Origin of the sequence: Cellulomonas sp. PhB150, from assembly GCF_003755175.1 — a bacterium.
GTDB lineage: Bacteria > Actinomycetota > Actinomycetes > Actinomycetales > Cellulomonadaceae > Cellulomonas.
On record NZ_RKHX01000001.1, the window covers coordinates 1,509,832 to 1,531,560 of the forward strand.

Annotated in this window: 18 protein-coding genes; 7 read left to right on the top strand and 11 right to left on the bottom strand. The window is 73.8% G+C overall.

What is annotated here, in order from left to right; translation table 11 throughout:
- Positions 1–69: 69 nt before the first annotated feature.
- Genes purM through EDF34_RS06955 form a run of 4 tightly spaced genes read right to left on the bottom strand, consistent with a single transcriptional unit; the run spans position 70 to position 3,598 of the window.
- Positions 70–1,188, bottom strand: a complete 1,119-nt coding sequence (gene purM / locus EDF34_RS06940) for a phosphoribosylformylglycinamidine cyclo-ligase (protein WP_123370499.1) — start codon at positions 1,186–1,188, stop codon at positions 70–72.
- Positions 1,185–2,738: an amidophosphoribosyltransferase gene (gene purF, locus EDF34_RS06945; RefSeq protein WP_123370500.1), complete on the bottom strand. Its 1,554-nt coding sequence runs from the start codon at positions 2,736–2,738 to the stop codon at positions 1,185–1,187. Before purF ends, purM begins: the two co-directional genes overlap by 4 nt.
- Before the next feature lie 57 nt (positions 2,739–2,795).
- Positions 2,796–3,191 (bottom strand): histidine kinase, encoded by a 396-nt coding sequence (locus tag EDF34_RS06950; protein ID WP_233575219.1) that lies wholly within the window; start codon positions 3,189–3,191, stop codon positions 2,796–2,798.
- A gap of 26 nt (positions 3,192–3,217) precedes the next feature.
- Complete coding sequence (locus EDF34_RS06955; protein WP_123370501.1) at positions 3,218–3,598, bottom strand: sterol carrier family protein; 381 nt, start codon at positions 3,596–3,598, stop codon at positions 3,218–3,220.
- 257 nt (positions 3,599–3,855) lie between these two features.
- Here EDF34_RS06955 and trpS point away from each other — a divergent pair, with 257 nt between their 5' ends.
- Positions 3,856–4,821: a tryptophan--tRNA ligase gene (trpS, locus tag EDF34_RS06960; RefSeq protein ID WP_123370741.1), complete on the top strand. Its 966-nt coding sequence runs from the start codon at positions 3,856–3,858 to the stop codon at positions 4,819–4,821.
- A 4-nt stretch (positions 4,822–4,825) separates the two neighbouring features.
- Here trpS and EDF34_RS06965 read toward each other — a convergent pair whose 3' ends face one another.
- The 4 genes from EDF34_RS06965 to purL all read right to left on the bottom strand — a co-directional run bounded on the left by EDF34_RS06965 (position 4,826) and on the right by purL (position 12,053).
- Positions 4,826–6,217 carry a glycoside hydrolase family 6 protein gene (locus EDF34_RS06965; RefSeq protein ID WP_123370502.1) on the bottom strand — a complete coding sequence of 464 codons (1,392 nt, stop codon included), beginning with the start codon at positions 6,215–6,217 and terminating at the stop codon, positions 4,826–4,828.
- Between the two features lie 173 nt (positions 6,218–6,390).
- Entirely contained in the window at positions 6,391–8,454 is a 2,064-nt protein-coding gene (locus EDF34_RS06970) for a PQQ-dependent sugar dehydrogenase (protein ID WP_123370503.1), read from the bottom strand.
- 93 nt (positions 8,455–8,547) lie between these two features.
- Positions 8,548–9,570, bottom strand: coding sequence for a ribosome small subunit-dependent GTPase A (gene rsgA, locus EDF34_RS06975; RefSeq protein WP_123370504.1), 1,023 nt, complete (start codon positions 9,568–9,570; stop codon positions 8,548–8,550).
- A 116-nt stretch (positions 9,571–9,686) separates the two neighbouring features.
- Positions 9,687–12,053, bottom strand: a complete 2,367-nt coding sequence (gene purL, locus EDF34_RS06980) for a phosphoribosylformylglycinamidine synthase subunit PurL (protein WP_123370505.1) — start codon at positions 12,051–12,053, stop codon at positions 9,687–9,689.
- Positions 12,054–12,175: 122 nt separating this feature from the next.
- On the opposite strand from purL, the gene EDF34_RS06985 reads away from it, so the two are divergent.
- The 3 genes from EDF34_RS06985 (at position 12,176) to EDF34_RS06995 (ending at position 14,371) form a co-directional block, all read left to right on the top strand.
- On the top strand, positions 12,176–13,261 hold the full coding sequence (locus EDF34_RS06985) for a hypothetical protein (protein ID WP_123370506.1): 1,086 nt from the start codon (positions 12,176–12,178) through the stop codon (positions 13,259–13,261).
- Positions 13,258–14,004, top strand: coding sequence for a DUF2599 domain-containing protein (locus EDF34_RS06990; protein WP_123370507.1), 747 nt, complete (start codon positions 13,258–13,260; stop codon positions 14,002–14,004). The genes EDF34_RS06985 and EDF34_RS06990 overlap by 4 nt, the downstream gene beginning before the upstream one ends.
- A gap of 103 nt (positions 14,005–14,107) precedes the next feature.
- Positions 14,108–14,371 carry a LapA family protein gene (locus tag EDF34_RS06995; RefSeq protein ID WP_158615055.1) on the top strand — a complete coding sequence of 88 codons (264 nt, stop codon included), beginning with the start codon at positions 14,108–14,110 and terminating at the stop codon, positions 14,369–14,371.
- 106 nt (positions 14,372–14,477) lie between these two features.
- Here the strand turns inward: EDF34_RS06995 and EDF34_RS07000 are convergent, their stop codons facing one another.
- Both EDF34_RS07000 and EDF34_RS07005 read right to left on the bottom strand, forming a co-directional pair.
- Entirely contained in the window at positions 14,478–16,547 is a 2,070-nt protein-coding gene (locus EDF34_RS07000) for an acyl-CoA dehydrogenase (RefSeq protein WP_123370509.1), read from the bottom strand.
- Complete coding sequence (locus EDF34_RS07005) at positions 16,544–17,461, bottom strand: TetR/AcrR family transcriptional regulator (RefSeq protein WP_370450032.1); 918 nt, start codon at positions 17,459–17,461, stop codon at positions 16,544–16,546. The genes EDF34_RS07000 and EDF34_RS07005 overlap by 4 nt, the downstream gene beginning before the upstream one ends.
- Before the next feature lie 117 nt (positions 17,462–17,578).
- On the opposite strand from EDF34_RS07005, the gene EDF34_RS07010 reads away from it, so the two are divergent.
- From EDF34_RS07010 to EDF34_RS07020, 3 genes are read left to right on the top strand one after another with little or no spacing between them, the layout of a single operon-like run.
- Positions 17,579–18,904 carry an acetyl-CoA C-acetyltransferase gene (locus tag EDF34_RS07010; protein WP_123370510.1) on the top strand — a complete coding sequence of 442 codons (1,326 nt, stop codon included), beginning with the start codon at positions 17,579–17,581 and terminating at the stop codon, positions 18,902–18,904.
- Positions 18,905–18,906: 2 nt separating this feature from the next.
- Complete coding sequence (locus EDF34_RS07015; RefSeq protein ID WP_123370511.1) at positions 18,907–20,250, top strand: 3-oxoacyl-ACP reductase; 1,344 nt, start codon at positions 18,907–18,909, stop codon at positions 20,248–20,250.
- Positions 20,247–21,125 carry a MaoC/PaaZ C-terminal domain-containing protein gene (locus EDF34_RS07020; protein ID WP_123370512.1) on the top strand — a complete coding sequence of 293 codons (879 nt, stop codon included), beginning with the start codon at positions 20,247–20,249 and terminating at the stop codon, positions 21,123–21,125. Before EDF34_RS07015 ends, EDF34_RS07020 begins: the two co-directional genes overlap by 4 nt.
- Here the strand turns inward: EDF34_RS07020 and EDF34_RS07025 are convergent.
- Complete coding sequence (locus tag EDF34_RS07025) at positions 21,095–21,694, bottom strand: GNAT family N-acetyltransferase (protein WP_123370513.1); 600 nt, start codon at positions 21,692–21,694, stop codon at positions 21,095–21,097. The two genes, EDF34_RS07020 and EDF34_RS07025, sit on opposite strands and share 31 nt — an antisense overlap.
- Positions 21,695–21,729: the final 35 nt, after the last annotated feature.

The window sequence follows — 21,729 nt, forward strand, 5'->3', positions numbered from 1 at the left end:
GTCTGACGCGCGGGATCCCTCAGGATCGTCGGTCGTTGGTGGGGTCGTGACGGGCAGCCGGCTCGGGCCTCAGCCCCGGTAGGCGCCCGACATCAGCACCGCGCCACCGTGGACACCCTTGGTGCCCGCGACGAAGCCGGGTGCACCCACGACGTCCGTCTCCGGGTCGCTGTCCCGCACCGTGCCGAGCTCCCACGCGGGCAGCCCGAGCTCGGCGGCGTGCGCGAGCACCCCGGCGAGCGCGTCGGGCGCGACGATCGCCACCATGCCGACGCCCAGGTTCAGGGTGCCCTCGAGGTCGGCCCACGGGACCTGGCCCAGGCCCTGCACGAGCGAGAAGATCGGCGGCAGCTCCCAGCCGCCCCGGTCGATGTCCGCGACGAGCCCCACGGGCAGCACGCGCGCCACGTTGGACGCCAGCCCGCCGCCGGTCACGTGGCTGAACGCGTGCAGCCCGGCGACGCCCGCCCGGCGCGCGAGCGCGAGGCAGTCGGAGGCGTACACGCGCGTCGGCTCGAGCAGCTCCTCGCCGAGGGTGCGGCCCAGCTCGTCCACGTGGCGGTCCAGCGCCCAGCCCGCCTGACGGACCACGGCCCGCACCAGGGAGTAGCCGTTGGAGTGCAGCCCCGACGAGGCGAGCGCGACGAGGACGTCGCCCGCGCGCACCCGCTCCGGGCCGAGCAGCTCGTCGGCCTCGACCACGCCGGTCGCGGCGCCGGCCACGTCGTACTCGTCGGGCGCCAGCAGGCCCGGGTGCTCCGCGGTCTCGCCGCCGACGAGGGCGGTCCCGGCCACCGAGCACGCCGCGGCGATCCCGCGCACCACGTCGGCGATGCGCTCGGGCACCACCCGCCCGGTCGCGATGTAGTCGGTCATGAACAGCGGCTCGGCGCCGACCACGACGATGTCGTCGACCACCATGCCGACCAGGTCGAACCCGATGGTGTGGTGGATGTCGAGCGCCTGGGCGATGGCGACCTTGGTGCCGACGCCGTCGGTCGAGGTGGCCAGCAGCGGGCGCCGGTAGCGCGTGAGCGCGGTCGCGTCGTAGAGCCCGGCGAAGCCGCCGACGCCGCCGAGGACCTGCGGGCCGTGCGTCGCGCGCACGGCGTCCTTCATCAGCTCGACGGCCTTGTCACCGGCCTCCGTGTCGACTCCGGCGCCGGCGTAGGTCACCGGCCCGTTCACGGGTGCTCCAGCGCGGTGGCGCCACCGGTTCCGGGCAGGATCGACATCAGACCGTCCTCGGGTGCCCCCAGCGGGAGCTCGTTCTGCTCGAGCAGGTGCTTGCCCAGCCGGTCGGCGGGCGGCAGCTCGATCGGGTAGACGCCCGAGAAGCAGGCGGTGCACAGCTGCGAGCGGGGCTGCTCGGTCGCGGCGACCATGCCGTCCTCGGAGATGTAGCCGAGCGAGTCGGCGCCCAGCGAGGCGCCGATCTCGTCGACGGCCAGGCCGTTGGCGATGAGCTCGGCGCGGCTGGCGAAGTCGATGCCGTAGAAGCACGGCCACTTCACGGGCGGCGACGAGATGCGGATGTGCACCTCGGCTGCGCCGGCCTCACGCAGCATCCGGACGAGCGCGCGCTGGGTGTTCCCGCGCACGATCGAGTCGTCGACGACCACGAGCCGCTTGCCGCGGATGACCTCGCGCAGCGGGTTCAGCTTGAGCCGGATGCCGAGCTGGCGCAGGGTCTGCGACGGCTGGATGAACGTGCGCCCGACGTAGGCGTTCTTGGTCAGGCCCTGCCCGAACGGGATGCCGGACTGCTGCGCGTAGCCGACGGCCGCGGGTGTGCCGGACTCCGGGACGGGGATGACCAGGTCCGCCTCGACCGGGTGCTCGATCGCCAGCCGGCGGCCCATCGCGACGCGCGCGGTGTGCACCGAGCGGCCGGCGATCGTCGTGTCGGGGCGCGCGAGGTAGACGTACTCGAAGACGCACCCGGCGCGCGGCTCGCTCTTGGGCGCGAACCGCGTGGAGCGCAGCCCGTCGGCGTCGATCGCGATGAACTCGCCGGGCTCGATCTCGCGCACGAAGGACGCGCCGACGATGTCGAGCGCCGGGGTCTCGCTCGCGACGACCCAACCGCGCTCGAGACGACCCAGGACGAGCGGGCGCACGCCCTGCGGGTCGCGCGCGGCGTACAGCGTGTGCTCGTCCATGAAGACCAGGCAGAACGCGCCGCGCAGGCGCGGCAGCACCTCGAGCGCCGTGGCCTCGAGCGTCCGGTCCGGGTCCCCGGCCAGCAGGGCCGTGATGAGCGCCGTGTCGGTGGTGTTGCCGCGCGCGAGCTCGCCGCGTCGCTGGCTGCCGTACCGCTCGGCGACGAGGTCGACGAGCTCGGCGGTGTTGGTGAGGTTGCCGTTGTGCCCGAGGGCGACGGTGCCTGCGGCGGTGGGCCCGAGCGTCGGCTGGGCGTTCTCCCACGTGGACCCGCCGGTGGTCGAGTACCGGGCGTGGCCGATGGCGATGTGTCCCTGCAGGGCGTTCAGCGCGGTCTCGTCGAAGACCTGGGACACGAGGCCCATGTCCTTGTAGACGAGCAGCTGCGTGCCGTTGCTGGTCGCGATGCCGGCGGACTCCTGTCCGCGGTGCTGCAGCGCGTACAGGCCGAAGTAGGTCAGCTTGGCGACTTCTTCGCCAGGTGCCCACACTCCGAAGACGCCACAGGCGTCCTGGGGGCCTTTTTCGTTGGGGAGGAGGTCGTGGTTCAGACGTCCGTCTGCGCGGGGGGCCACGTGCTCATCGTCGCACAGGTCCCGGGGCCGACGAGAGCGCCGTCCGGCTCGCGAACGTCAGCGGACGCGCGGAGCCTTCGACCGCCTGTCGGCCCAGACGGCCAGAGCACCGCCGACGAAGCCACCGACCACCCCGACCGCGACGACCATGACCGTGCGCACCGCGCCCTCGCCGTCGAGGAACGAGATGAAGCCCGACCCGTCGGCGACCAGCCGCGTCTCGGGGTGGATGATCACGGCGAGCAGCAGGCCGACGAGCATGCCGCCGAGCGCCCCGAACGTGATGAACGCGCTGAACTTGGGGGCCCGGCGCACGGTCGCGGGGGTCGCGGTGCGCTCGAGCTCGTCCTCCGAGGGGATCGGGGCCTCGGCGTCCTCGTCGGCCGCGGCGTCGGACGGCGGCACGACGACCGTCAGGTCGTCGGGCGTCTCGTCGCGCGGCTCGGTGGGCACCCGCAGATCCTAGGTCAGCACGGGCGTCAGCCCCGCACCCGGGTGGCCTGCAGCGGCAGCCAGTCCGCGAGGTCCGCGCGCTCGCCCGAGGCGTGCACCAGGCCGGCCCCCACCGCGTCGTCCCAGGTCAGCGCGCCCGTCGCGAGCCCGAGCCAGGTCTGCGGGTCGGTCTCGACGACGTTCGGCGGGGTGCCGCGGGTGTGACGAGGTCCCTGCACCGCCTGGACCGCGCCGTCAGGCGGGACCCGCACCTCGACCGAGTTGCCGGGCGCGACGTCGGCCAGCTCCTCGAGCGTGAACCGCACGGCGGTGCGCCGCGCGGGCGTCGGGACCGCCGACGGGTCGGCCCGCCAGACCGCGAGCGCGGAGCGGCCGTCGGCGGGGTCGGTGCGGCGACGCGGGGGCATGACCCGATCATGCCGCGCCCTGCCCACACAGGCCCACAGCGGCCCACACAGGCCCACCCCCATCCATGCGCGCCGATGCCGCGCTAAGGTGCTGGGCATGTCCTCGACGACCTGGCGCTGGCTGCACTAGACGCAGCCCGCGGTCGTCCTGCCCCCGAGCTGCTCACGCGGCTGCGGGGGCATCGCTGTCTCTCGTCGGCCCGTGCGCTGCTCTCGTCCCCTGAGGAGCACCCGTGCCCGAGACCACCCGTCCCCGCATGCTCACCGGTGAGCGCCCCACCGGCCCGCTGCACATCGGCCACCTGTTCGGCACGGTGGCCACCCGCGTCCGCCTGCAGGCCTCCGGCGTGGAGACGTTCCTGGTGGTCGCCGACTACCAGGTGATCACCGACCGGGAGGTGGCCGGCGACCTGCGCGGGAACGTCCGCGAGGTCGTCCTGGACTACCTCGCCGCCGGCATCGACCCGGACGCCGCGACGATCTTCACGCACAGCTCCGTGACCGCGCTGCACCAGCTCATGCTGCCGTTCCTGTCGCTGGTGTCCGTCGCGGAGCTCGACCGGAACCCGACGGTCAAGTCCGAGCTCGCCGACTCCGGGCGTGCCCTGAGCGGCCTCATGCTCACCTACCCCGTCCACCAGGCCGCGGACATCCTGTTCTGCCACGCGACCGTCGTCCCGGTCGGGCGGGACCAGCTCCCGCACCTCGAGGCCACCCGCACCATCGTGCGGCGGTTCAACCAGCGGTACGGCGACTACTTCACCCCGCCCGAGGGGCTGCTCTCGGAGGCGCCGACCGTGCTGGGGACCGACGGCCGCAAGATGGCCAAGAGCCGCGGCAACGGGATCGAGCTGCGGGCCTCGGCCGACGAGACCGTCCGGGCGATCCGCTCCGCGCGGACGGACTCCGAGCGGTTCATCACCTACGACCCGGTCGGCCGCCCCGAGGTGGCGAACCTGCTGCTGCTCACGTCGCTGTGCACCGGCCTCGAGCCCGAGGCCGTCGCGGACGGGATCGGCGACGGCGGTGCGGGCCGCCTCAAGGAGGTCCTGGCCGACGCGCTCGTCGCGCACCTCGCACCCCTGCGCGCGCGCCGCGCGCTCTACGCGGCCGAGCCCGGGCTCGTGGCGGACGTGCTCGAGCGCGGCAACGCCCACGCGAACGAGCTCGCGGACGCCACGATCCGTGACGTCCGCGAGCTCATGGGGATGACCTACCGGTGAGCGGTCACCACTTCGCGTTGCGGGCCAGCTCCAGGGCGATGTCCTGGAACCAGGCACCGGCCGACGGGCCGCCGTTGCAGGTGCCGTCGGACTCGCCGGGCAGCTTGACCCAGAGCAGGGCGTCCAGGCCCGAGCCGTCGTTCACGAGCGTCGGCTTGTCACCGAGCGCACGGCCGCGGGGGTTGCACCACTCGCCGTTCGCGCCGTTGCCGTTGCGCGAGGTGTCGATGACGAACTTCTTGCCGCCGAGCTGCTGGGAGATCTGCTGGCCGTACGCCTTGGACGCGGCGGTCGTCTGGTAGTTCGAGGTGTTGAGCGCGAAGCCGACCGCGTACTCGAAGCCGACCTGGTTGAGCCGCTGGACCGCGGTGCTGACCGGCAGCCAGGCCGAGTGGCCGGCGTCGATGTAGACGCGCGCACCCTTGAGCGTCAGCGACTTGGCGGCGTACTTGAGGAAGCCGACGCGGTCGCCCTGGCCGGAGCAGTCGCCGAGCTGCGCGAGCGCGTCGGGCTCGAGGACGACGTACGGCTTGCCCTGGATGCCGGACGCGACCGTGTCGATCCACGAGGCGTAGGCGCTCTCCGCGACGCCGCCGCCCGAGTAGGAGCCGCAGTCACGGCCGGGGATCGCGTAGATGACGAGCATCGGGACCTTGCCCGCAGCGGCCGCGCGGCCGGTGTAGTCGGCCACCTCGGCCCTCGCGTGCGCCGGGTCGGCCCAGTTGCCGACCCAGTACGCCTGCGGGGTGAGCGCGATCTTCTCGAGCAGGGCCTTGTCGGAGCCCGAGGCGGACTGCCACGCCTTGTAGCCCTGCGTCGTGGGGTCGACGTAGAGGCTGCCGGCGGTGACCGGCGGGGTGGTGGGCGTGACGGTCGGCGTCGGGGTGGGGGTCGGCGTGGGGGTGGGGGTCGGCGTGGGTGTCACGGTCGGGGTCACCGTCGGGGTCGGGGTCGGGGTCGGAGTCGTCGGCGGCTGCGTGGGCGTCGAGCCCGTGCACGTCGTGCCGTTGACGGTGAACGTGCTCGGCACCGGGTTCGAGCCCGACCACGAGCCGTTGAAGCCGAAGTTCGCCTTGGCGTTCGTCGCCAGCGAGCCGTTCCACGCCAGGTTCGCGACCTTGACGGACGAGCCCTGCACGGTCAGCGCACCGTTCCACAGCTGGGAGATCGACTGGCCGGACGCCAACGTCCAGCCCACGTTCCACGAGCTGACGGCGTCGCCGAGGTTGGTGACCGTGACGTCGGCACCGAACCCGCCGGTCCACTGGCTGGTGATCTTGTAGTCGACCTTGCAGCCGGGGGCGGCCTGGGCCGCGCTGGCGGTCACGGCGGTGAGGCCGCCGACCGCGACGGCGGCGGCCGCGAGCAGCGCGGCGGCACTTCTGCGGGTGGACATGGTGATGGGTCTCCTCGGGGGGCGTCCGACGGCGGCGGGCACGCGCGACGTCGTCGGTGACGCCGCGGGCTCCGCTCTCCCCTCGAGGAAACCCGACGGCGACTCCCGTGGCGAGGCCGGAGGGCACGACGAAACGTTTCAGTACCGCGATCCGCGGCGTCGAAGCGCTTCCCTCAGCTCCCCAGCGTGACGTGCAGGATCTTCTCGTTGCTGTTGTTCGCGATCGAGTCCTTGTCGCCCGCGGTGCTCGTCGTCAGCCACAGCCCGCCGTCCGGCGCGGGCTCGACCGTCCGCAGCCTCCCGTAGGTCCCGGTGAAGTAGGTCTGCACGTCGGTCAGGCTCGTGCCGCTGATCACCTCGCGGTACAGGCGCGTCCCGCGCTCGCAGGCCACGTAGAGCACGTCGCGCACGATGGCGATGCCCGAGCAGGACCCGTCCGCGGTCGGGTACGTGCGCTTCGGGGCGAGGTAGCCGGCCGTTCCGCAGGTGCCGCTCGTGCCCTCGCACGCGGGCCAGCCGTAGTTGCCACCCTTGGTGATCAGGTTCGTCTCGTCCATCACCGCGTTGCCGAACTCCTGCTCCCACAGCCGCCCCTGGGAGTCGAACGCCAGGCCCTGCGGGTTGCGGTGGCCGTAGCTCCACACGTAGTTGCCGAACGGGTTGTCGGACGGCACCGTCCCGTCCGGGTTGAGCCGCAGCACCTTGCCGTTGAGGCTGCTGATGTTCTGCGCGTTGTCGCCGTTCTGCGCGTCACCGGTGCTGGCGTAGAGCTTGCCGTCCGGCCCGAACCGCAGGCGCCCGCCGTCGTGGAACTTGTTGCGCAGGATGCCGCTGAGCAGCACCTGCTCGGAGCTCGTCACGAGCAGGTTGTTCTCCACCTTGAAGCGCACGATGCGGTTGTCGGTCGGGGACGTGTGCATGACGTAGAGCCAGTGGTCGCTCGCGTACGTCGGCGCGATCGCGAGCCCGAGCAGCCCGCCCTCGCCGTCCGTCCCGGAGACGTTGGGGACCGTGCCCACGGTCGTCTTGGCGCCCGTCGCCGGGTTCAGCCGGACGATGTCCTGCGCGTCCCGACGGCTATACAGGATCGTCCCGTCGGGCAGCGTGACCAGCCCCCACGGGATGTCGGTGTCCGTGCCGACCTGCTGCACCGAGCAGATCGCGCTGCCGCACGCGGCGCCGGTCGTCACGCTCGTGGTCGCGCTGCGGGGCGAGACGTTGCCCTGGCCGTCGCGCGCCTCCACGGCGTAGGCGTAGGTCGTCGACGGGGTGAGGCCGCTGTCGACGAACGTCGTGGCGGGCGGGACCGTCGCTGTACCGGTGACCGTGCCCACCTTGGCGCCGCCGCGGTAGACGTCGTACGCGCGCACGCCGGTGTTGTCGGTCGACGCGGTCCAGCGCAGGGTGACCGTCGTCCCGGCGGCCGTCCCGGTCACGCCCGTCGGGGTGCTCGGCGGCTGGGTGTCGACCTGGCACTGCGGCGGCGTGATCGACACGGTGCTGCTGGCCTGCGAGACGTTGCCCGCGGCGTCCCGGGCGTTGACGAACAGTCCCCAGGTCACGCCGGCGACGACCGTCAGGCTCGTCGACAGGGTGGTCCCGCTGACCGACTTCATGAGCTGGCCGTCGTGGAAGACGTCGTAGGCGACGACCCCCACGTCGTCGGTCGACGCGTTCCAGGAGAACGTCACGGAGTCGCACGTCAGGTTGCCGACCCGGGCGTTGCCGGGCACCGACGGCGGGTTCTTCTCCGCACTCAGCGCGGTGCTCCACTGCTGGTTCGTCTGCCCGTTGCAGGTCCACATGATCACCGCGCTGCCGGTGGCGGTCGCACGGCCCGACACGTCGAGGCACAGCCCCGACTGCACGCTGCGGACCGATCCGTCGGCGTTGAGCGTCCAACGCTGGTTCGCGCCGCCGTTGCACGGGTAGATCTGCACCTTCGCACCGGTCGCAGTCGAGGCACCCGAGACGTCGAGGCACGTCGCGGCGTCGAAGACCGTGAGCTGGCCACCGGTCGTCAGCGTCCAGCGCTGGTTCACCGCGGTCCCGCAGTCGTTGATCACGACGGGCGTCTTGGCGGTCCGGGCGCCTCCGGCGGCGTCGAGGCAGCGGCCCGAGCCGACGCCGACGACCGTGGCGGTGGTGGCCGCCGACGCGGGTGGCGCGACGAGCGTCGAGACGACGAGTCCGGCGATGACGACGGCGAGCAGCCAGGGTGAGCGACGCGAGGGCATCCGGGTCTCCTTCGACCGTGACCGCCCGAGCGGGGCGGTCGGCGCGCCCCACTCTGCCGCGCCGGGCCCGACCTGTCGCGCCGACGTGACGGATCAGTCCCGCGGCCGCCCGGGGCCGCGCATCCCGCGCTGGTACTCCTGCGTGATCTTCTTCCAGCGGTGGCGCTCCTCGGCCGCAAGCCGCGAGTCGGTCCGCCGCGCCTGGTAGGCCGCCTCGCGGGCGAGCTTGCGCCACGAGTCGTACCGGCGCCGGGTCAGCTCCCCGGCGGCCAACGCCTCGGTCACCGCGCAGCCGGGCTCGCCCGCGTGGTGGCAGTCGGCGAACCGGCACATCGCCACGAGCTCGGCCACGTCGGCGAAGGTGGTGGCCAGCGCGTCACCGTCGGCCACGACCCCGATCCCTCGGATCCCGGGGGTGTCGATGAGCACCGCGCCACCGGGCAGCGGGACCAGCTCGCGGTGCGTCGTCGTGTGCCGGCCGCGGCCGTCCGACTCGCGCCGGTCGCCGGTCGACATCGCGTCGCGACCGGCGAGCGCGTTGACCAGGGTCGACTTCCCGGCGCCGGACGGCCCGACCACGACGAGCGTCACGCCCGGCGTGAGCAGCGCGCGCACCGGCTCGAGGCCCTCGTCCGTCGCCGCGCTGACCGCGTGCACGTCGACCGCGATCGCCGCCGCGGCGACGTCCTGCACCATGCCGGCGGCGTCCGGGACGAGGTCGGCCTTCGTCAGCACGACGACGGGGCGCGCCCCCGACCGCCACGCGAGCGTGAGCAGCCGCTCGACGCGGCCGAGGTCCGGGTCCGGGTCGAGGTGCTCGACCACCAGCACCACGTCGACGTTCGCGGCCAGCACCTGCTCGCGGGACGTGGCGCCGGCGGAGTCGCGCACCAGGGCCGACGAGCGCGGCAGGACCCGACGCACGTGCGGCTCGCCGTCGGCCTCGTCGACCAGCACCCAGTCACCGACGGTCGGCACGACTCGGCCGCCCTCGAGAACCGCCAGGCCGTCCCGGTCGAGCACCGCACGCACCGGCTCGCGTCGGTCGTCGGGCACGACGAGCACCGAGCCCTTGTCGGCCCGGACCACCCGCGCAGCACCCTCGTCGAACGACATCGCCTCGACGTTAGCGACGCCCGGCCGGCGCCCCCACACCTTTATCCCCCCGTCCCCCGCCCCCTTCCGCGAGTGCGCCGGGTGGGGAGGGGTGGGTCCGCGTGGGGGTGCGGAGTTCAGCCGAAGTAGTGCGGGAGGGTGGACTCGTGGGCCTCGCGGGCCTCCGCGAGGGGGAGCGTGAAGAGGCCGGCGACCTCGACGGCGGGGCCGTGGTCGTGGTCGGCGTCATCGATCGGGGCGCCGGCACCGGGGGTGCACGACTCGGCCGTCTCGCCGATGCGCAGTGCCGGGACGCCGCGCGCGGTGCACAGGTCCACGAGGCGCACCTCCTCCGTGCGGGGCACCGCGACGAGCACGCGGGCGGTCGACTCGGAGAACAGCGCCTCGAACGGCGTCACGCCGTCGCGCGCGCACAGCTCGTCGAGCGAGACCTGCACGCCTACGCCGTAGCGCAGCGACGACTCGACGAGCCCCTGCACCAGGCCGCCCTCGGACAGGTCGTGCGCCGAGTCGACGAGGTCGTCGCGGCTGGCGTTCTGCAGGACGCCGGCGAGGCGGCGCTCGGCGGCCAGGTCGACGACCGGCGGGACGCCGCCCAGGTGGTCGTGCACCACGTCGGCCCACGCCGAGCCGTCCAGCTCGGGGCGGGTCGTGCCGAGCAGGTAGACGGCCTGCCCCGGGGTGGTCCAGCCGGACGGGGTCGCGTCCGCGACGTCGTCGAGCACGCCGAGCACGCCGACGACGGGCGTCGGGTGGATCGCGGAGTCGATGAGCCCGGGCTCGCCGGTGCCGTTGTAGAGCGAGACGTTGCCGCCGGTCACCGGGACCTCGAGGATCTGGCACGCGTCGGCCAGGCCGCGGATCGCCTCGACGAGCTGCCACATCGAGTCGGGGTGCTCGGGGCTGCCGAAGTTGAGGCAGTCCGTCACGGCGAGCGGGCGGGCGCCCGTCGTGGCGACGTTGCGGTAGGCCTCCGCGAGCGCGAGCTGCGCTCCCGTGTACGGGTCCAGCTTGGCGTAGCGGCCGCTCGCGTCGGTGGCGAGCGCGACGCCCAGACCGGTCGTCTCGTCGACACGGATGACGCCGGAGTCATCGGGCTGCGCGAGCGCGGTGTTGCCCTGCACGAACCGGTCGTACTGGTTGGTCACCCACGCCTTGGAGGCGAGGTTGGGCGAGGCGAGCAGCTCGAGCACCGTGCCGCGGATCTCGGCGGCGCTCGTCGGGCGGGCCAGCGACGCAGCGGTGTCGGCGTTCAGCCCGTCCTGCCAGGCCGGGCGGGCGTACGGGCGGTCGTAGACCGGGCCGTCGTGCGCGACCGTCTTGGGGTCGACGTCGACGATGCGCTCGCCGTGGTGGTCGATCGTCAGGCGGCCCGTGCCGGTGACCTCGCCGATCACGGCGGTCTCGACGTCCCACTTGCCGGTGATGGCCAGGAACGCGTCGAGCTGGTCCGGCCGGACGACGGCCATCATGCGCTCCTGCGACTCCGACATGAGGATCTCGCCCGCGGTCAGCGTGGGGTCGCGCAGCAGGACGTGCTCGAGGTCGACGTGCATGCCGCCGTCGCCGTTGGAGGCCAGCTCGCTCGTCGCGCAGCTGATGCCGGCGGCGCCCAGGTCCTGGATGCCCTCGACCACGCGCGCGGCGTACAGCTCGAGGCAGCACTCGATGAGCACCTTCTCCATGAACGGGTCGCCGACCTGCACCGACGGGCGCTTGGAGGGCTTGGTGTCGTCGAACGTCTCGCTCGCGAGGATCGAGGCGCCGCCGATGCCGTCGCCGCCTGTCCGGGCGCCGAACAGGACGATCTTGTTGCCGGTGCCCGACGCGTTGGCCAGGTGGATGTCCTCGTGCCGCAGCACGCCGAGGCACAGGGCGTTGACGAGCGGGTTGCCCTGGTAGCTCGCGTCGAAGACCAGCTCGCCGCCGATGTTCGGCAGGCCGAGCGAGTTGCCGTAGCCGCCGACGCCGGCGACCACGCCGTGCACCACGCGGGCGGTGTCGGGGTGGTCGACCGCGCCGAACCGCAGCTGGTCCATGACCGCGACCGGGCGCGCGCCCATCGAGATGATGTCGCGCACGATGCCGCCGACGCCCGTCGCGGCGCCCTGGTAGGGCTCGACGTACGACGGGTGGTTGTGCGACTCGACCTTGAACGTCACGGCCCAGCCGTCGCCGATGTCGACGACGCCCGCGTTCTCGCCGATGCCGACGAGCAGGTGCTCCTTCATCGCGTCGGTCGTCTTGTCGCCGAACTGGCGCAGGTGGTTCTTGCTCGACTTGTACGAGCAGTGCTCCGACCACATGACCGAGTACATGGCGAGCTCGGCGGCCGTGGGGCGACGCTCGAGGATGTCGCGGATGCGCTGGTACTCGTCGGGCTTCAGCCCCAGCTCGGCGAACGGCTGGGCGAGCTCGGGCGTGGCAGCCGCGTTCTCGACGGTGTCACTCGTGTGGGCGGGACGCGCAGGTGCGGTGGTCATCGATTCCCTCGTGGAGAGCCCGGGGGCCGCGGCTGGTGCTCGCGCGGCCGACGTCGGCAGACGACGCACACGATACCGGCCCTGCCGGACACCTCGGACGCTCGTCCGCTACGGTCGCGGGCATGCTGAAGAACCGGACGAACGCCGCGATCCTCTCGGCCGGGGGCACGGCGGTCCTGCTCTGGTTCGCGCTCGGTTCGCTCGGGACGAGCATCGAGCGGTCGGGGGCGTGGGCGGCCTACCTGCCGTCGATCCCCGCCGGCACCTGGTGGCTCACCTCGGTGGACGCCGGCGGCGTGTTCCTCGTCATGGTGCTCGTGCTGGCGCTCGTGCTCGCGCTGTCGATCCCCGTCCTGCGCTCGACCCGCACGGGCGGCGTCGCGGTCGTGCTCGCGCTGTGGTGGGTGACGATCGCGGCCGGTGCGCTCGGGACGCTCGCGTGGGCCGTGATCCGCACGGACCGGGGCCCTTACGAGGCCGCCTGGTCCTCCGCGACCGCCCTGGGCCCCGGGGCGTGGTGGGGGCTGGTGTCCGGGTGGGTGGTCGGGCTCGTCGGCTGGCGGGTGCGCGGGAGCGCGGGGATGGTGCCGGCGCCCGCCGCGCACCGGCTCGCCCTCCCGGCGGCCGCCGGTGCCGCCGCGACGACGGCCGTCCTCGCGGCCGCGGGCTGGGCGCTGTCCGGGGTGCTGCACAGCTGGGCGCTCGAGCAGATCCTGCCCGCCACGTCGCCGGCGCGGCTGGACGCGCAGCGCCTCGTCGAGGCGTTCCTCCCGCTGTCGCGAGGGATGTCGGTGCCGGTGAGCGACACGGACGGGTCCGCGTACCTGCTCGGGGCGGTCGCGCTCGTCCTCGTCGTCGGCCTGGTCGGCACCGCCGTCGGGCTCGCCGCGAGCCTGCGCGGTGGTCGGACGGCGCTCGTGCTCGGGCTGTGGTTCACCGCCGTCCTGGGCAGCACCGTGGCTGCGTTCGTCTCCGTGCTGCCGCTGACCGAGCAGGTGGGGGGTCTCGGCTCGCTGGTCAGGTACGGTTCCGCGCTCGTCACCGCGGGCGGCGTGTGGGGGCTCATGTACGGCTGGGTCGCGGCCCTGGGTGGTCTCCTGGTCGGGTGGCTCGTGGACCGGTCGACCGTGCGCGAGACGCCGACCCTGCTGACCGAGGTGCCCACGCCGGCGCGCGGCCCCGGTGCGCGCCCGGACGCCGCCGGATGAGGCGAGCGGCGACGCTCGCCGTCGCGGCCGTGCTGCTCGCGGCGGGCTGCTCGGCCACCGCCGCGCCACCGGCCCCGACGAGCGAGGCCGCCAGCCCGACACCGACGACACCACCGCTGCCGAGCGTGCCGAGCGTGCCGACGGCGTCCGAGGTCGACGCGGAGGGCACGGCCGTCCGCAGCGACGACGCGCGGATCCACGTCCTGGCGGTCGAGGGCGTGCGCGTGAAGCAGAGGGCCGCCGACGACGGGTCGGTGCACCTGACCTTCGTCGTGCCCACCGGGTCGACGCCGACCACGCCCGTCGCCTACCTCGCCGGCACCGACGCCCAGCCGTACGCGGACGGGACCGCCACGGCCGGTGGCGGTGGCCTGTCCCCGAGCCGCGGGCGGCTCGGGGCGTCGTCGGACGGCGTCCTGGTCCTGCTCCCCGGCGGCGCGGACGACGTCACCGTGTGGTTCGCCGGCGCGACCATCGCGAAGACCCGGTGGGCCGTGCAGGAGGGTGGGCGCTCGCTCGCCGTCACCCCGACCGCCTGGGCCCGCGCGGGCGGGCTCGCAGCCCACGACCTGGTCTGGACGCAGCTCGTCGACCGCGAGCCGGACGCCGACTCCGCCTCGATGCGTGCCCAGCTGCAGTGCCACGAGCTCGGCGCACCGGACAAGCCGACGTGGAACCTGGAGCCGTGGCGGCCCGAGGTCAGCGACCTCGAGATGATCGCGGCGCGCTGCAACCCCACCTGATCCGTTCCGTCCGCGGGTCCGACGGGCCAGGATGAGGACCGACGGGACGGCAGGGCGGGAGAACCGCCGGCGACCACGCACGGACAGCGACACGGAGGCCAGCATGACCAGTCAGAGCCCGAGCCCACGTCCCGGCGGCACGCCGGCCGCCAAGAAGCCGATCCCGTGGCGGCTGTACCTCGGCGGCGTGGTCGTCGTGCTGGCCGTCGTGATCATCCTGCAGAACCAGCAGGAGGCCTCGTTCGACGTGCTCTGGCTGTCGGTCCGCATGCCCACGTGGGTGATCCTGCTGATCACGCTCGCGCTCGGCGTCGTCATCGGCTGGCTCCTGCACTACCGCCGCACGAGCAACAAGAAGCGCAAGTAGGCACGACGACCCCGGACCGTCCGCCTCGTGAGCGGTGGTCCGGGGTCGTGACGCACCGGATCGGGCGCGCCGTGACCGGCGCCCGGCTGGTGCCGGGCGTCGGTGGTCAGCGGTGGTGCTTCTCGGGGACGGGCGCGTCGCCCGACGCCCGCTGCGCGCGGTAGTAGGCGCGCGCCTCGTCCTGGCGGACCTGCTCCTCGCCCGACGCGATCGGCGCGCGCAGGTGCTCGGGGCCGTAGCCGAACGCGTCGACGAGGTCCTGGGCGTGCGGGCGCAGGCGCACCAGCAGGCGGTCGATGTACGAGGTGACCGTGCGGGCGCGGCCGGCCGAGAGGCGGCCGTTGATCAGGTACCAGGCCAGGTGCCGCTCGATGACCTGCAGGCCGAACAGGTCGCGCACCCACGTGAGCACCTGCTTGGTCGCGGGGTCGCTCACCTGGGCCAGCCCGCGCGTGAACGCCTCCCACTGGACGCGCTCGGCGTGCGCTCGCGCGGCCTCGATGAGCTCGTGCTGGTGGGCGTTGAACAGCGCGGCGGCCTCGGCCGGGGCCATCTTCTGCGCCGGACGCAGCGAGTTGGCCAGGTCCGCCACCATCGACTCGACGCGGTCCGTGAGCAGCTCGCGCTGCGACGCCTCGTCGCGCAGCTGACCCACCGAGCGACGCGCGTCTCCCGCGTCGGCCAGCGTCTGCACGGCGCGGATCAGCGGGGTGCGGTGCAGTGCGGCGTCGGCGGCCCGGCCGGCCACCAGGCGGGCCACGTCCCCGGCGCCCGCGACCTTGAGCGAGCGCGCGTAGTCCGTGAGCAGGCGCTTGGCGACGAGCTGGTACAGCACGGTGTTGTCGCCCTCGAACGTCACGTAAACGTCCATGTCCTGGTGCAGGCCGACGAGGCGGTTCTCCGCCAGGTAGCCCGCGCCGCCGCACGCCTCGCGTGCGGCCTGGATCGTGCTCATCGCGTGCCACGTCGAGGTCGGCTTGAGCGTCGCCGCGAGCGTCTCGAGGTCCTCGCGGCCCTCGGGCGTGTCGCCGCGGCCGGAGAAGACGTCGTCGAAGGCGGCGAGCAGCTCCTCGTGCGCGAACGTCGTCGCGTAGGTCTCGGCGATCAGGGGGAACAGGCGGCGCTGGTGCTGGCCGTAGTCCATGAGGACGACCTCGTCCGACCCCGCGCCGGCGAACTGGCGGCGCTGGTTGGCGTAGGTGACCGCGATGGCCAGCGCCATCTTGCTCGCGTTGGCGGCGGCACCGTCGAGCGAGACGCGGCCCTGCACGAGCGTGCCGAGCATCGTGAAGAAGCGGCGGCCCGGGCTCGCGATGGGCGAGCTGTAGGTGCCGTCGGCCGCGACGTCGCCGTACCGGTTGAGCAGGCTGGTGCGCGGGACGCGGACGTGGTCGAAGTGCAGGCGGCCGTTGTCGATGCCGTTGAGGCCGCCCTTGAGTCCGTCGTCCTCGCCGCCGACGCCCGGCGCCCAGGCGCCGGACTCGTCACGGATCGGCACGTAGAACGCGTGCACGCCGTGGTTGACCGCGGGCTGCTCCGGGCCGGCGGTCACGAGCTGCGCGAACACGACCGCCGCCGTGCCGTGCTGGCCGGCGTTGCCCAGGTAGTCCTTCCACGCCGCACGGAACGGCGTGTGGATGACGAACTCCTGCGTCGCGGGGTCGTAGGTGGCGGTCGTGCCGATCGAGGCGACGTCCGACCCGTGGCCCGTCTCGGTCATCGCGAACGCGCCAGGGACCTCGACGGACATCGCCGCGGGCAGGAAGCGCTCGTGGTGGTCCTCCGTGCCCAGGTGCAGGATCGCCGAGGCGAACAGCCCCCACTGGACGCCGGCCTTGATCTGCAGCGACGGGTCGCCCGCGACGAGCTCCTCGAAGCGGGACAGCGAGCCGCCGTGGTCGTCGGCGCCGCCCAGGTGGGACGGGAACGCGCGCAGCACGTCGTGGTGCGCGGCGAGCTCGCGCAGCTGGTGCAGCACGCGCTCGCGGTGCTCGGCGACCGGCTGGCCCTCGATCTTCTGGAAGTCGGGGTTGCCGGCGACCGCGCGCGCCTCGCGCCGCAGGTCGGCGTACGGGCCCAGCAGCTGGTTCGCGAGCGCCTGGACGTCGATGCGGACGTCCCGGGGGTCGTTCAGCGGTGCCTCGAGCGAGGCGGGCCGGTCGGTGATGGCGGTCATCGGTTCTCCCTGGTGGTGCTCGTGTGCTCGTCGTCCTGCAACGTGGTGGGTTCGGCCTCGGGGCGCGTGCGCTCGCGGGCGAGCAGGCCGACCGGCCCCGCCCACAGCCACGCGGCGACCTGCGCGGTGATGTCCTCGCGGTCCGGGCTGCCGGGCTCGTCGCGGTGGGCCAGCCACCACTCGCCGGCGCCGCGGACGAAGCCGACGGCCCCGGCGGCCCAGGACTCGGCCAGCGCGATGCGGGCGGACGTGGCGTCGTCGGGCGAGGCCTCGGGGCGCCGCGCGTAGCGACGGCCGTCCGCGGCCTCCTCCGTCAGCCCGCGCGCGAAGGGCGCCGCGACCAGCGCGGTCACCGAGTCGAGGAAGTGGCCGAGCGGCCCGCCCGACTCGACCGACCCGTTGCGCGTCACGAACGCGTAGACGTGCGGGGAGGACTCGATCATCTCGAGGTACACCGCGACCATCGCCCGCAGGCCGTCCCGCGGCGTCGGCGCGACCCGCAGAACGCCCTCGAGCGCCCCCTGGATCTGCAGCACGACGGCCTCGGCGACGGCGATCTGCAGGCCGGTCTTGTCCGCGAAGTACCGGTAGACGATCGACTTCGAGGTCCCCGCGGCCGTCGCGATCTCCTCCATGGAGACGTCGGGGCCCTTGTGGTGGACCGTGCGGCGCGCGATCCGGACGAGCTCGGCGCGGCGGGCCTCGCGATGGTCGGCCCACCGGGTGGACCGGCCGTCCGAGGCGAACACGTCCTCGGCCGGGCGGCGGGAGGCGGGCGTCGTGGGCACGGTGGGCGACGACGCAGGCGTGCGGCCGGCGCCGCGTCCCGTGGGGGGCGCGGCGTCGTTGCTCAGCAGGGTCAACCCGCTCGTCGTGGAGGCGCTCGTCTTCGAGCTGGGTGTGATGGGGCTCACGAGACCGAAGGTATCAGGTACTGTGGGTTCCGGAAACACCCAGGGACGAAAGTCCGTGGACACGCACTTCACCAGCCATCAGTGACGATGCACCCGACGATGCGAGAGGGACGCCCCATGGCAGCCTCGAAGACCACCACCCCGGCCGCCGCGCCCCGCGCGCTGGTGCTGGGCGGCAACCGGATCCCGTTCGCCCGCGCAGGCGGCAAGTACGCCCACGCGAGCAACCAGGACATGCTCACGGCCGCGCTCGACGGGCTCGTCGCGCGCTACGGCCTGCAGGGCGAGCGGATCGGCGAGGTCGCCGCGGGCGCGGTGCTCAAGCACAGCCGCGACTTCAACCTCACGCGCGAGACGGTGCTCGGCTCGGCGTTGTCGGCCGAGACTCCGGCCTACGACCTGCAGCAGGCGTGCGCGACGGGCCTCGAGACGGTGGTGTCGCTGTCGAACAAGATCCGCCTCGGCCAGATCGAGTCCGCAGTCGCCGGCGGGGTCGACACCACCTCGGACGCACCGATCGCGGTGAGCGACCGCCTGCGTCGTGCGCTGCTCGACCTGTCACGAGCCCGGTCGGTCGGCCAGAAGATCGCGGCCGCCTCGAAGATCCGCCCCAAGGACCTCGCGCCGGCCACGCCGCGCACGTCGGAGCCGCGCACCGGCCTGTCGATGGGCGAGCACCAGGCCCTGACGACCGCGCAGTGGGGCATCACGCGCGAGGCGCAGGACGAGATCGCGTTCGCGTCGCACCAGAACCTCGCGGCCGCGTGGGCGGAAGGCTTCTTCGACGACCTGGTCACCCCGTACCGGGGGCAGTCGCAGGACGGCAACCTGCGCGCCGACACCTCGCTCGAGAAGCTCGCGACCCTCAAGCCGACGTTCGGCCTCGGCCTGGACACCCCCGCGACGATGACCGCCGGCAACTCGACCCCGCTGACCGACGGCGCCTCGACGGTGCTGCTCGGCAACGACGCGTGGGCCACCGCCCACGGCCTGACGCCGCTCGCCGTGGTCGTCGACGCCGAGGCGGCCGCGGTCGACTTCGTGCACGGCGTGGACGGCCTGCTCATGGCGGGGGCGTTCGCCGTGCCGCGGCTGCTGGAGCGCAACGGCCTGACGCTCGCCGACTTCGACTACGTCGAGATCCACGAGGCGTTCGCGTCCACCGTGCTGACCACGCTGGCTGCGTGGGAGTCGGAGACCTTCGGGCGCGAGCGCCTGGGGCTCGACGGCGCGTTCGGCACCGTCGACCGTGCGCGGCTCAACGTGCACGGGTCGTCCCTCGCGGCGGGGCACCCGTTCGCGGCGACCGGCGGCCGCATCGTGGCGACCATCAGCAAGGAGCTGCACCGGCGGCGCGCGGCTGAGGGCCGTCCCGTCCGGGCGCTCGTGTCCATCTGCGCGGCCGGCGGGCTCGGCCTGACGGCGATCCTCGAGGCGGCCTGACCATGAGCGACACCTACCTGAACCTGGTCAACAGCGGCTTCACGAAGAAGCTCGCCAAGCAGCTGGGCCTGCCCCAGCCCGCTCCCCTGCGGCGCTATCGGCCGGGCCAGCCGCTGCTCGAGGGTCCCGCCCTCGTGCTCGGCCGCGGCGCCGACGCCGACTCGGTCGCGGGGCTGCTCTCGACGACCTGGGACCTCGAGGTGCACCGGAACGCCACGCCGGACCTGCGCTACGCGGCCGTCGTCGTCGTGCTCACCGAGGTCACCCAGCCCACCGACCTCAGCGAGCCGGTGCTCGCCGCGGCCGGCGTCCTCAAGTCGCTGGCCCGGGGCGGACGCGTGGTCACGCTGTCGCGCACGGCGTCGGCCGACGACGCCCCCGCAGTCGCCGCCGCTCGGCAGGGCGTGGACGGCCTGCTGCGGTCGCTGGCCAAGGAGCTGCGCGGCGGGTCGACCGGCAACGGGATCGTGCTCGACGCGGCGGTGGGCGTCGACGCTCCGTCGGTCGTCGGCGCCCTGCGCTTCTTCCTGTCCACGCGCTCGGCCTTCGTCGACGGCCAGCTGCTCACGGTCTCCTCCGCGGCCGGCACGCTGCCTTCGTCGTGGGAGCGCCCGCTCGAGGGCCGCGTCGCGGTGGTCACGGGCGCCGCGCGCGGCATCGGCGAGTCGATCGCCGACACGCTGGCCCGCGACGGCGCGACCGTCGTCGCGGTGGACATGCCGTCCGCCGGCGAGCACCTGGCCACGGTCGCCAACCGCGTGCGCGGCACCGCGCTGCAGCTCGACGTCACGGCCGAGGACGCCGGCGAGCGGATCCTCGAGCACGCGCTCGCGCGTCACGGGCGGATCGACATCGTCGTGCACAACGCCGGCATCACGCGGGACAAGCTGCTCGCCAACATGACGCCCGAGAAGTGGGACCCGGTGCTCGCGGTGAACATCGCCGCGCAGCTGCGGATCAACGAGGCGCTCCTGACGTCGGGCGACTTCACCGACGCCCCGCGGATCGTGTCGCTCGCCTCCACGTCGGGCATCGCGGGCAACCGCGGCCAGACCAACTACGCGGCCTCCAAGGGGGGCGTCATCGGCATGGTCCGCGCGACCGCGCCGCTGCTCGAGGCGTTCGGGGGCACCGCCAACGCGGTCGCCCCCGGCTTCATCGAGACCGACATGACCGCCCGCATCCCCGCGGTCACGCGCCAGGTGGCGCGCCGGCTCAACTCGCTGCAGCAGGGCGGGCAGCCGGTGGACGTGGCGGAGACGGTCGCGTTCCTGGCCTCGCCGGCCGCCGGTGGCGTCGTCGGGCGCGTGCTGCGCGTGTGCGGGCAGAATATGGTGGGTCAGTGACCCTCCGGACGGTCCCCCTGCCCGGCGTCCCCGGGCTCGGCGGCGTCTACGCGCGCGGCGCCGGGGCCGCGGCACGGCTCGCGATCGCCCGCCGTGCGGGCCGGGCGCCTGCCGGCCTGCCCGACGTCGCGTACGAGGTGCGGGGCGTCGAGGTCGACCCGACGCACCTGACGGACTACCAGCACCTGCTCGGCGAGCCCGCGAGCGACGTCCTGCCCGCGGGTTTCGTGCACGTGCTCGCGTTCCCGGTCGCCACCGCGCTCATGGCGCGGACCGACTTCCCGCTCTCGCTGCTCGGGCTCGTGCACCTGTCCAACGTGGTCACCCAGCGGCGCGCGGTCCGGCTCAGCGAGGTCCTCGACGTGCGCGCCTGGGCGCAGGACCTGCGCCCCCACCGGGCCGGGACACAGGTCGACCTGGTCACCGAGGTGTCCGTCGCCGGCGAGCTCGTCTGGTCGGGCGTCTCGACCTACCTGGCCAAGGGCGTGTCTCCCGCCGAGTCCGGAGGCGACGCGCGCGAGGAGTTCGTCGCTCCCGTGCCGACCGGGCAGTGGCGACTGGCCGGCGACGTCGGCCGGCGGTACGCCGCGGTGTCCGGCGACCGGAACCCGATCCACCTGTCGAAGGTCTCCGCCAAGGCGCTCGGCTTCCCGCGGGCCATCGCGCACGGCATGTACACCGCGGCGCGCGCACTGGCCGACGTCGGCGCGGCCCGCGGCGAGGCGTTCGTCTGGAGCGTCGAGTTCGCCAAGCCCGTGCTGCTGCCGGGGACCGTCACGGTCCGGGTGGCTGCGGACGACGAGGGTTTCGCGTTCACCGGCTGGGACGCGAAGCGCACCCGCCCCTACCTGACGGGGACCGTCCGCCCGCTCTGACCCTTAGCCAGACGAGCCTCGAGTCCCGCGCGGACCGCGGGCCACTCGTCGGCCAGGATCGAGAAGTAGGCGGTGTCGCCGCGCGACCCGTCCGGGCGGACGCGGTGGCTCCGCAGCACGCCCTCGGGCGTCGCGCCCAGGCGCTGGATCGCGGCGGTCGAGCGCGTGTTCTCCGAGTCGGCCCGGAGGGCGACACGCGCGCAGCCCCACGTGTCGAAGGCGTGCGTGAGGAGGAGCAGCTTGCACGCAGGGTTGGTGGCGCCGCCCCACCACGGCCGCCCGTAGTAGGTGTGCCCGATCTCGACGCGCGCGTACTGCGGCGCCCAGTCGTAGAACGACGTGCTCCCCCGCACCTCCCCGGTCGCGCCGAGCACGGCGAACGAGACCCGGCCGGGCGCTGCGAGGGCGTCGGCGATCGTGGTCGCCATCTCGTCCGGCGTCCGCGGCGTCGCGCTCGTCATGCCGCGCCACAGGGCGTCGTCGACGAGGGCAACGAGCGCGGACGCGTGCGACGGGTCGAGCGGGACGAGCCGGACGCCGTGGCCTTCGAGGACGAGGTCGTGGTGCACGGCGCGATGGTGTCACGGGTGCATGGCAGGGTGGG

What these genes read in the sequence shown, in the direction of transcription:
- EDF34_RS06955 (WP_123370501.1), bottom strand. Translation starts at nt 3,598, where the DNA reads ATGCCCCCGCGTCGCCGCACCGACCCCGCCGACGGCCGCTCCGCGCTC.
- trpS (WP_123370741.1), top strand. Translation starts at nt 3,856, where the DNA reads ATGCTCACCGGTGAGCGCCCCACCGGCCCGCTGCACATCGGCCACCTG.
- EDF34_RS06965 (WP_123370502.1), bottom strand. Translation starts at nt 6,217, where the DNA reads ATGTCCACCCGCAGAAGTGCCGCCGCGCTGCTCGCGGCCGCCGCCGTC.
- EDF34_RS06970 (WP_123370503.1), bottom strand. Translation starts at nt 8,454, where the DNA reads ATGCCCTCGCGTCGCTCACCCTGGCTGCTCGCCGTCGTCATCGCCGGA.
- rsgA (WP_123370504.1), bottom strand. Translation starts at nt 9,570, where the DNA reads ATGTCGTTCGACGAGGGTGCTGCGCGGGTGGTCCGGGCCGACAAGGGC.
- purL (WP_123370505.1), bottom strand. Translation starts at nt 12,053, where the DNA reads ATGACCACCGCACCTGCGCGTCCCGCCCACACGAGTGACACCGTCGAG.
- EDF34_RS06985 (WP_123370506.1), top strand. Translation starts at nt 12,176, where the DNA reads ATGCTGAAGAACCGGACGAACGCCGCGATCCTCTCGGCCGGGGGCACG.
- EDF34_RS06990 (WP_123370507.1), top strand. Translation starts at nt 13,258, where the DNA reads ATGAGGCGAGCGGCGACGCTCGCCGTCGCGGCCGTGCTGCTCGCGGCG.
- EDF34_RS06995 (WP_158615055.1), top strand. Translation starts at nt 14,108, where the DNA reads ATGACCAGTCAGAGCCCGAGCCCACGTCCCGGCGGCACGCCGGCCGCC.
- EDF34_RS07000 (WP_123370509.1), bottom strand. Translation starts at nt 16,547, where the DNA reads ATGACCGCCATCACCGACCGGCCCGCCTCGCTCGAGGCACCGCTGAAC.
- EDF34_RS07010 (WP_123370510.1), top strand. Translation starts at nt 17,579, where the DNA reads ATGGCAGCCTCGAAGACCACCACCCCGGCCGCCGCGCCCCGCGCGCTG.
- EDF34_RS07015 (WP_123370511.1), top strand. Translation starts at nt 18,907, where the DNA reads ATGAGCGACACCTACCTGAACCTGGTCAACAGCGGCTTCACGAAGAAG.